Origin of the sequence: Pseudovibrio denitrificans JCM 12308 (genome assembly GCF_001310815.1) — a bacterium.
Lineage (GTDB): Bacteria > Pseudomonadota > Alphaproteobacteria > Rhizobiales > Stappiaceae > Pseudovibrio > Pseudovibrio denitrificans.
This window is the reverse complement of the sequence record NZ_BAZK01000003.1, coordinates 376,297-385,983: the sequence shown is the minus strand read 5'-3', so window position 1 is coordinate 385,983 and position 9,687 is coordinate 376,297. Positions and strand designations below refer to the sequence as shown.

Below are 9,687 nucleotides of genomic sequence, written 5' to 3'. Positions count from 1 at the left end.
TGGGCTCCCACCCGCACTCAAAAGAGTAAATCACTCACAAACTCAATCATCTCTGATTGAGCTGAGCGATCAATCCTTTCGAGGAACTCAAGAGCGCGTCGTCCCGTCGCCGGCAGCGCCGTCGCTCTCGATGAGCTGGGTTATAGGCCTGAGCCCTCTAACCGTCAACCTATAAACGACAAAAAAACGCAAAAACATCACCAACCTATGTGCAAAACATAACCAACCCGCAGAAATCCGCCGATTAAGTTCTCAACAGTCACATTCAAGAAAACTTAGTCCCATCAAACTCACGCAGCGGGAGGGTTTAACCGGCTTTCAAAGCAAGCTGTTATTCCCGCTAATTCACCCACGAAACATTCCCCCTTGTTCCTTCCCCATACCGACTCGGGGAGAACATTACAGGAATAGACCGCGATCAAAACACGCTGCATGCTTTCCCAACACTTGCAAGCGTTGCGGAGCAATCCGAGTTCTTTGACAATTGAATAATAGGTCGACAGTGTATGGGGCAGCTCATAACTATTAGCTCTGGAGTAGAGACGGATGTGCCGTACCTTTTGCGCTATTTAGTGCGTTCGTTTGAAAGATACCGCATCTGGCGACACTGCTATGTTTAGATCAGTCTTTTTGGGAAGCAGCCTATGGGCTCTTAATTGAAGTGTCAGACACTCGTATTTCTCATGAGGGGCATGAGAATACGTCCAACTTGCTATCACTGTATCCAATCTTATCCTCCCGCCTCTTAAATCTATCCCCCCTGCATTTAGAAATGCCTCGGATGAAGATGGAGGCAAGAAGAACAGGAAGAAGATGCGTTGCTTCTTAACTGAGCGCTTCACCAGTGATTTAGGATGCCTATAGATGAAGGCATCTATAGTTTTCTGTTGGGGTATTGTCTGCGCGGAACATTGGAGAGCCCCATGAAGACCATTGCACTCGCGACTGCGACACTGTTTTTTGCCGGTTTAGCTACTTCTTCCGCATTTGCAGGCCAATGCTCCGGGACAAGAAGGCTCAGCAATCGATGACAGTGCGCCAACGGAAAACTATCTGGTTGAGACTGAGGAGTTGGATGCGATTGATCTTGGCAAAGAGAAAGTCAACATTCCAAACCATAACTTGCGCATGCGCACGATAACAGTTCAGCCTGGTGGACACGTTTTGCTTCACGGCCATGAAAACCGGCCAGCTCTGGCGCTGGTCACAGAAGGTGAGTTTGTGGAGTACAGCAATGAATGTGGTGTGCCGGTCATTCATAAGCTTGGCGAAGTGATCAATGAAAATTCCAATGTTCAGCACTGGGTCAAAAATAACGGCGACACGCCAGCTGTTCTGACGGTCACCGATATTGTTGACTTAACTGATACTCAGCAGGGAAACTTTAAGTAGCTTCGACAAGCTTCTCTACTTCCGCTTCGGTTTCGGCTTCGCGCTGGTTCAAGTGAATACCAGCCATGGCACAGCGGGCTGAACCGCCTGCTTGCTCGATGGTGTCCAGCTTCAACTGGACGATCTTTGCGCTCTGCTCGATGAGATCAACCTGCTCCTGTTTCAATGAAGCATAAGCCCCCTGAGACATAGCAAGCAGCAAACCTTCTGTTTTGCTGTGCAACTCAATTGCACGGCCTGCACATGCTGTAATCTGATCATTGGTCAAATGAACAACCTGACGGCCGGATTGTTCCAAGCGGGTGATGATCTCTGCTTTTTTCGCAGGGTCGGTAATCATATCTGAGCCGAGCAGCGCTACACCGGTGCCGATGCACAGGATAGAGTTGGTATGGGCAACAGGATTGCCCTCAGCATCCTGAGCCTCAAAGATAACAGGCTCATATTTGAAGTGATTGCAGAACTGCTCCAGAGCTTGACGATCCGCGTGATTGCTTGGCACTGCGTAAACAACGCGCTCGACATTATCGAACACCATTGCGCCAGTACCTTCGAGAAACTGCTGCTCTTCTTCCAGTTCGGAATAGTCAACGACATCCTGAACCCGGTATTCCGCTTTCAACAGATCAATGACGTCTTCGCGGCGTTCTTTCCGGCGATTTTCAGCGTGCATTGGATAGATGGTGACATACCCACCTGCATGCGTAGACAGCCAATTGTTCAGAAACACTGAATGCGGGGTTTCGCGGGATTTATCTTCAAACAGGTGAACATCCACACCGTGGCGGATCAGTTCATCAGCTGCGGTTGAGATCTCTACATACGCCTGTTCGGCAAAATCAATATCTGCCTGCGCTTCACCAATAAGACTTCTAGAACTGCTCTGCCCAGCATCTTTGCTTGTACTGAAAAACAAAGGGCGGATCATAACAACGGCGGTAGGGGCCTGAACGGATCGGAGAGTAGGTCTGTGAATCGTCATTGGTTCTGCTTCTTATTTGATGAGTTACACAGTGCACCATTCATCGGGCGCAGATTTTTCTTTTGGGAGGATTGGCGCGATTGTCTTAGTGTGGCGACTTCGCTTTTTCCTTTTTGGCTGCTCACCTCCTCCAAGTGATTGCCAGCCTGTTTCTGATTTATCTTTCAGAAAGTACGCACTAAAAAAAATATAAAATTGTGTAAATATTGAGGCATTACATAAAACGGCCCCAGAGTCAGCCTTTCAAATACTCGTGATTACTGAAGTTAGGCCTTTAATGTCATTAGCTTATGGAAAATCTCAGCTGAGTTAGGGAGGATTACGAACTAGACGGTTTTCGTGCGATCATGATGATTGAAGCTACAGAGAATTTGGTTCGCTCCTGCCTTGGTATATGGCTTGAATGGACCGCACTACATTTGAACCGGACAAAAACATGCATGCTCTGATCGTCTATTGCCACCCCAACACTGAGAGTTTCAGTAAGGCCGTTCTTGAACAGGTGGTGACGACGCTCAACCACCAGCAAATCAGCTTTGATGTGATTGATCTTTATGAAGATGATTTTCAACCTGTTTTGACAAAGAGCGAGCTGGACAACTATCTGGACACCGCGCAGAACCAGCAGGGCATTGAGCATCATATTGACGCTTTGAAACGGTGTGACACACTCATCTTCATTTATCCGACATGGTGGTATGGGCTGCCAGCAATGATCAAAGGATGGCTGGATCGGGTGTTTGTGCCGGGAGTTGCCTTTCGGCTCACCGAGGAAGGCGCGATCAAGCCAAATTTGCAGAACATTAAGAAACTTGCCGTTTTTACCACCTGCGGGGCTCCAAGATGGCTTAGTTTTCTAATGGGTACTCCCGGCAGAAAGACCATTTTGCGCGGCGTACGTTTGCTTTGCAGCCCTTGGGTGAAAACCAGATATGCGGCTCACTATAATATGGACAGCTCCACGGATACCTCGAGAAGTCGCCACTTGAAGGTGATTGAACGGAAGACCCGAGGCCTTTGCAAAGCCTAGAGAACAGCCCTCGTCTCTGCTCATTCATCAGGTATACTTGAGGGCAACCGAATAGTGAGGCGCTTGCCATGTTTCCTCGACGCTATTGGATGGATTTCAAGACAACGGACTTTGAGAATATCGATCCTCAAAGGACGATAGCGATCTTGCCGACGGCTTCTGTTGAACAGCATGGCCCTCACCTGCCCCTTGGTGTGGACACCTATATCAACCAGGGCATGTTGGAAACGCTGTGTGCCCGGGCACCCGAAGCTCTGGACTTTCGCATTTTGCCGCTGCAATGCATCGGGAAATCTGATGAGCACATTCATGCACCCGGAACTTTATCATTGCGGGCGGATACCGCAGCCAAGCATTGGATTGATATTGGCACTTCTGTTGCGGCCTGTGGCATTCGGAAAATGGTGATTGCCAACTCCCATGGAGGCAATCTAGATCTGATCGGGATTGTTGCCCGTGAGCTGCGCATTCGTAGCAAAATGCTGGTTGGGAAATGTCATTGGTCCAGTTTTGGCGCTCCGGAGGGCATGTTCAGCGAGGAAGAGCTGAAGTTTGGTTTGCATGGTGGAGATGAGGAGACCTCTCTCATGCTGCACTTCCGGGCGGATCTTGTTGACATGCAAAGAGCTCAAGATTTCCGATCTTCTGCGCAGGATCTGGATGAGAATGCCCGCCTTGGCCCAACCGGGCTGCCATCTTACGGGTGGATTGCCTCTGATCTGAATCCACACGGCACAGTGGGCAATGCGGCGAACGCGAGCTCTGAAAAAGGGCGCTTGACCGCGGAACATCAGGTCGATGGATTTATTGGTTTTCTGCAGGAAACAGCGGATTTTGATATTGCCCGGTTTGATTGATAGGTCAGATGTGCTGAACTCTTATAAAGTCAGTACTCGTGATTAAGCCGATGTTTTGTATTTTGAGTTGTCGACAGGATTGCCACCTCTGGAGTCGAACTATGCCTTTTTTGAGAGTGTGTTTGATTTTTCTCCTTACAGTTTTTGCTATTCCGACGGCGGGATTTTCGCAGGAAGCCTTGAACCTTTCCGGTGGTCAGCGGTGGCTTGTTTTTGCCAGCAGGCAGGATGCTACTGAGGCCGTGCAGTTGGCGGAAGGCTATAGAGATGCTTTGCAGGGCACTGCTTATGAAGACAAAGTTCGCGTGGTGCGATCTGATAATGGGTGGTTTGCCGTTGTGGTTGGCCCAGCGCATTTCAAGAGCATTCGACTGGCCAGAGCGGAGTTCAACACCGTACTGCCAGAAGATGCCTACCTCTCCCGGGGGCGGCGATATGTTGAAACGGTATGGCCCGACAGAGACCGGCAGTTCGATGAGTTTGAAAATCAGGCGCATTTTACGCTGGAGCTGGAAAAACTGCGGGTGAATGCGGACCTCATTGTTGAGCAGACCGACCCCAATGATGCGTTTTCGAAGACTCCCACGTGCGTATTGCTGGTTGGGTTGGACGTGACAAGGTGTTTTCGTTTGAGACTGAGCCGAGTTACTACCCCGAATATGGGCAGAGCGTTGAAGTGATCCGGCTCGCCAATGAGACAGAGCTGCCACAGGTCATTATTAAGCGCTTTACGGGAGGTGCTCATTGTTGCGTGGAGCAACATATCATCACGCAGGACCGAAATGGCGGTTGGGCCATGGTTCAAGGAGCCGTGCTGGACGGGGCTTATGGCTACAGCTTTGAGGATCTGGACGGTGATGGCAGCGTTGAGCTGGTGCGCTCAGACAACAGCTTCCTTTATCTGTTTGCGCCCTATGCGGGTAGCTTTGCGCCGCTGTTTGTTGAGAAGCTCTCCTTCGATGAGATTATGGATGTAAATCTGGACCCGGCATATCAACCAGCATTCCGTAAGGAGCTGGCCTATCTGGAAGAACGGGCTCAATCAGATCCGGCGCTATGGGGAGAGAACGGGTTCCTGGCTGCCTGGGCAGCTGTTCGTGCGCGTTTGGGGAAAGGCATGGCGGCGATTGATGAGGCAACTGAGAAGAGCCGCGGGGATGAGGAGGATTTCCGCAAGTTCGTGTGCCCGGATGGCTCACCAAGTTCTGCCTGCGATTATGAGAATGCGATTGCCCTGCCGTTTCCGGTTGGTTTGACGGTGCATCTGATTGAGCAAGGGTATTTGCCAGTTCAACCGCGGCCTTAAGCTGCCTTACCTAAACGCTATCCCCGGCCACATGGCTTCAACGCGGCGGAGTTTGTAGAGGAAGTGTTCCTCATCGCAATAACCGGTGTTGCGTTCCATCTTCATGCAAAAACGCCGGAGAGGCCGAAGGGGGCCAGTACAGTAAACGTACCACTGGTTTCGAGGCGGACGCCGAGGGCGTATGTCTGAACGGGATCGCGCACCAACGCTTCAGCCGTGCAAGTGACGGGCGTGCCGTTGCTCATGCTGTCTTTATCGTGATGGACAACATGGCCAGCCTGATTGGACAGGTGCACCTGATAAGGGCCGGCGCTGAGGACTTGGCGGATGTGGCGCAGATAGGTGGCTTCTTTTTCCAGCGCTTGATCAGAGGGATCGTAATAGGTGATGTAGAGCTGGTGGTTGCCTGCCATGGCGGGTTTGCCCTTGAGCGCTGTCCAGAGTGGCCAGGCGATGGAGGGGCCGGAGATGCACCAGTCCGGGAGGCGGAGGGATCGGATGCCTTTCATGGCGGCGATCAGGTGGGCGTTGGAGCGCAGGACCAGTTCGAGGAGGCGTGTGCGTTCGTCTTCGCTGGTCACTTGAGGATCCGCGAGGGCTGCCTGGTCCAGATACTCCAGGTTGGCATTGGCCAAAGCTGATGGACGCATTAATTTCGGCATTGCCTTGATAACGCCTGCACCGGTTATTCCCTGAACATCAGGCGCTGAACAAGTGCGCTGGTGATGCTCGACTTCCTTGAACTTAAGCAGGTCCTTTTTCGGGAGCCGGTGATTGGCTTCCGGGGACATGCTCTACTCTTTCTAACTACTAAAAGATTCCAATGAGATAATCCATTGGTGGGTTGGGGGTTGGTAAACAATGTTGAGGATCAATTCTGCGGAGGTCGTCAGCATGGGGGCTGGAAGATGCCTGCGTAGGGGCTCAGAGACGTACGTTGTTTTAAACGGATGATTGGGAACTTGGGTGGTTTTGGTGGGTTAAGGGCGTCTTGGAGCTTTGGCTCGTTTGTTGCTTTAAGGGGGGAACGCTCAGGTTACCATGGGACGATTGTGAGTTCGGGCCAGTGTTTGGTGAGGCGGGTGGCTTTTTGGGTGAAGGTTTGCTGGTTGGGCAGGACCTTGTTGGGGAGCATCTGCATCTGGAAGATGGGTTCCAGTCCGAAGGGGGCTTCGATCTGCAGGCGGTCATCATCGTGTAGGCGGGCGGCGACGGAGTGGGTTGTTGAGGCGTAATAGAGGAGCGATTCCAGTGAGCAGCCGAGTTTGGGGTAGTCCATGCCGAAGTGTTGGGAAACCAGAGGTGCACACGGGCCTGATTACGAATTTCAACTGGCAAGCCCAGCGGTTCGCAGGCTTTGGTGAGCTGCTTGATGACGCGGTCTTCTGCTTCATAGGATGTGTCGGCTTCATCATGATAGATCAGGTCGTAATCCTTGATGCCGTGGCCTGCGTCCTTACCCGTCAGTGCATTCCAGACGCTTTGGTATATTGCGCCGGAGGCGAGCCAGGCATCTGGCAGCCCCGCATCACGCAGGATTTTCAGCAGATCATAGAGGGCGGTGGAGCGGATGACCTCTTCGATAAAATACACGCGCCCCTGCTCACCTGCGCCATGGTGAACAGGGGAGACACGTGTTGGCAAGGAGGGGATCTTCTCCTTGGGAGTGGCATAGCCGGATGGGGCGGAGGTCGCAGAAACTGACATGGACATGATTTTCGTTTGAAAGAGATCAAGCTGCGAAGACTGCCGTAACGACTCGCCCTCAAAAACCAGAACTAAGAGTGAATTAATTTAGTACATAACGGGAACATTATGATAATCTACCACCCAAATCAATCCATGCAAATTTGGGGCTTGGCTGCCTGCGAGAATTGACAGGTAGATTCGCTCAGGGTTTATGCGGGGTGCTTTAGACCCACGAAGATGTGGATAGCAGAAACTGGATGACCACCTTATTTTTGACTGGTTACGCAGCGCATTTCACCCGAAGGTCCAGTTCCCTTGCATACGTATTTGTGCGAGATGCTCCCGAACCGCAGATTTTCCTTGAGATTTGGTGGCATTGGGCAGTAAACCGATGTCGCGCAGCCTTTCGACCACACGGAGCATGAAGATGACCGAGACCCGCCTGACCATTAGACGGCCTGATGACTGGCACCTGCACTTACGTGATGGCGACATGTTGAAGTCCGTTTTGCCATCAACATCGGCAAACTTCGGCCGCGCGATTATCATGCCCAATCTGGTGCCGCCTGTTGTCACCAGTCAGGATGCTGAGGGTTACCGGGATCGCATTCTGGCAGCGATGCCAGAGGGTCACGACTTTACCCCTCTCATGACGCTTTATCTCACCGAGACCACAGATGCGGATGATCTGGAACAGGCAGCCAAGTCTGGTCTTGTCACAGCCGTGAAGCTTTATCCTGCTGGCGCGACAACCAACTCGCAGAGTGGTGTACGCGACTTTGACAAGGTGGCTGGCGTTCTGGAGCGGATGGCAGAGATTGGTCTGCCGCTTCTGGTGCATGGTGAAGTGACCACACCGGACGTGGACATCTTTGACCGTGAGGCGGTGTTCATTGAAACTGTGCTGGACCCGATCCGCCGCAAGTTTCCTAAGCTGAAAGTGGTGATGGAACACATCACGACAGAAGAAGGCGTCAACTACGCCAGGTCTGGCGGTGACAATCTGGGCGCGACGATCACCACGCACCACCTGATCATCAACCGCAATGACCTTCTCGTCGGTGGCATCAAGCCTCACTTCTACTGCCTGCCGGTGGCGAAGCGTGAAAAGCACCGCCTTGCGCTGCGGGCCGCGGCGACCTCCGGTGATGCACGGTTCTTCCTTGGCACAGACAGTGCTCCGCACCTTGACCAGAACAAGCTGTGCGAGTGTGGTTGTGCGGGCATCTTCTCTGCGCTCAACACCATGAGCTGTCTGGCACATGTGTTTGAAGAGGAAGGTGCGCTCGACAAGCTTGAGGCCTTCGCCTCGCTCAACGGCCCGGCGTTTTATGGCATGGCGCCCAACACAACCAACGTTGATCTGGTGAAGACTGATGAGAAGGTTGTTTACCCGCCGAACATTCCGACGCCGGAAGGGCCGGTGACCCTCTTCAATCCGGGATTTGATATATTCTGGAAAGTTGAGAACGAGAAATAAGTTTCAAAGCAGTTTGCACCTAATATGGCCGGGGCAAGCTGCTTTTTTTTGATGTGAACGCGGGCGGCATCTGAACCAGATCCCCGCACGTGTTTCAGATCTTTGTTTGTGCGCGTATTCCCGAGAGTCGGAACAGCTTTTCGGGAATACGCTCTACACCACCTACTGTGACTTGAGGGACAGCGATGTTTTCCAATTCTTTTCCTGACCGCGAAGTGATGGCGGAACTGACCGCAAAAATGCTCATGGAAATCAAGGCGGTGAACTTCCGTCCAGAAGAGCCGTACATTCTGGCTTCCGGCCTTGCGAGCCCGGTTTATATCGACTGCCGCAAGCTGATCTCCTACCCGCGCATTCGTGGCACCCTGATGGAGTTTGCCGTGGCAACTCTGCTGCGTGATGCGGGCTTTGAGAAGTTTGATGCGATTGCAGGTGGCGAGACTGCTGGCATTCCGTTTGCTGCATGGATTGCAGACAAGATGGCCCTGCCGATGCAGTATGTGCGCAAGAAGCCAAAGGGCTATGGCCGTGACGCGCAGATCGAGGGTGACATCCACGAAGGGCAGAACGTGCTGCTGGTGGAAGACCTGACCACTGATGGCGGTTCCAAGATCAAGTTCTGTGAAGCGCTGCGCACAGCTGGTGCTGAAGTGACCGACACACTGGTGGTGTTCTACTACGACATCTTCCCGGAAACAAAGGGCAAGCTGGCTGAGCACGGCGTGAACCTGCACTACCTTGCCACCTGGCACGACATCCTGCGCGTTTGCCGCTCCAACGACTACTTCTCTCCTGAGAAGCTGAATGAAGTTGAGAAGTTCCTCAATAACCCACTGGAATGGTCCGCAGCCAACGGCGGCGTCAGCGAGCTTCCGCTCTAAGCATCGCTTCAACGGGCCAACATACTAATGAAACGCAGGGCTTCGGCTCTGCGTTTTTTGTTGCCATCAC

At 52.3% G+C, this 9,687-nt stretch carries 10 protein-coding genes; 7 read left to right on the top strand and 3 right to left on the bottom strand.

Going from position 1 to position 9,687, the window contains the following annotated elements; genetic code table 11:
• Positions 1-987: 987 nt before the first annotated feature.
• Positions 988-1,392 carry a cupin domain-containing protein gene (locus tag JCM12308_RS05375; RefSeq protein WP_208978281.1) on the top strand — a complete coding sequence of 135 codons (405 nt, stop codon included), beginning with the start codon at positions 988-990 and terminating at the stop codon, positions 1,390-1,392.
• On the opposite strand, the gene ctlX is transcribed toward JCM12308_RS05375, so the two are convergent.
• On the bottom strand, positions 1,385-2,374 hold the full coding sequence (gene ctlX, locus JCM12308_RS05370; RefSeq protein WP_208608946.1) for a citrulline utilization hydrolase CtlX: 990 nt from the start codon (positions 2,372-2,374) through the stop codon (positions 1,385-1,387). The genes JCM12308_RS05375 and ctlX overlap by 8 nt on opposite strands.
• A gap of 403 nt (positions 2,375-2,777) precedes the next feature.
• Between ctlX and JCM12308_RS05365 the strand changes: the two genes are divergently transcribed.
• The 4 genes from JCM12308_RS05365 (at position 2,778) to JCM12308_RS29100 (ending at position 5,567) form a co-directional block, all read left to right on the top strand.
• Positions 2,778-3,404: an NAD(P)H-dependent oxidoreductase gene (locus JCM12308_RS05365; protein WP_054783059.1), complete on the top strand. Its 627-nt coding sequence runs from the start codon at positions 2,778-2,780 to the stop codon at positions 3,402-3,404.
• A 68-nt stretch (positions 3,405-3,472) separates the two neighbouring features.
• Positions 3,473-4,261: a creatininase family protein gene (locus JCM12308_RS05360; protein WP_054783058.1), complete on the top strand. Its 789-nt coding sequence runs from the start codon at positions 3,473-3,475 to the stop codon at positions 4,259-4,261.
• A gap of 122 nt (positions 4,262-4,383) precedes the next feature.
• Positions 4,384-4,941, top strand: coding sequence for a hypothetical protein (locus tag JCM12308_RS29105; RefSeq protein WP_208978280.1), 558 nt, complete (start codon positions 4,384-4,386; stop codon positions 4,939-4,941).
• Positions 4,848-5,567 (top strand): hypothetical protein, encoded by a 720-nt coding sequence (locus JCM12308_RS29100; RefSeq protein WP_208978279.1) that lies wholly within the window; start codon positions 4,848-4,850, stop codon positions 5,565-5,567. Before JCM12308_RS29105 ends, JCM12308_RS29100 begins: the two co-directional genes overlap by 94 nt.
• A gap of 101 nt (positions 5,568-5,668) precedes the next feature.
• Here JCM12308_RS29100 and JCM12308_RS05350 read toward each other — a convergent pair whose 3' ends face one another.
• Both JCM12308_RS05350 and JCM12308_RS33225 read right to left on the bottom strand, forming a co-directional pair.
• The gene (locus tag JCM12308_RS05350; RefSeq protein WP_208978278.1) at positions 5,669-6,229 is read right to left on the bottom strand and encodes a nucleotidyltransferase family protein; all 561 of its coding nucleotides are present in this window, start codon (positions 6,227-6,229) and stop codon (positions 5,669-5,671) included.
• Between the two features lie 280 nt (positions 6,230-6,509).
• Entirely contained in the window at positions 6,510-7,280 is a 771-nt protein-coding gene (locus JCM12308_RS33225) for a nucleotidyltransferase family protein (protein WP_208978277.1), read from the bottom strand.
• Between the two features lie 403 nt (positions 7,281-7,683).
• Here JCM12308_RS33225 and pyrC point away from each other — a divergent pair, with 403 nt between their 5' ends.
• Entirely contained in the window at positions 7,684-8,736 is a 1,053-nt protein-coding gene (gene pyrC / locus JCM12308_RS05340; RefSeq protein ID WP_054783056.1) for a dihydroorotase, read from the top strand.
• 185 nt (positions 8,737-8,921) lie between these two features.
• A complete protein-coding gene (locus JCM12308_RS05335) occupies positions 8,922-9,617 on the top strand; it encodes an orotate phosphoribosyltransferase (RefSeq protein ID WP_008548694.1) in 696 nt (231 codons plus the stop codon).
• The last annotated feature ends 70 nt before the right edge of the window (positions 9,618-9,687 follow it).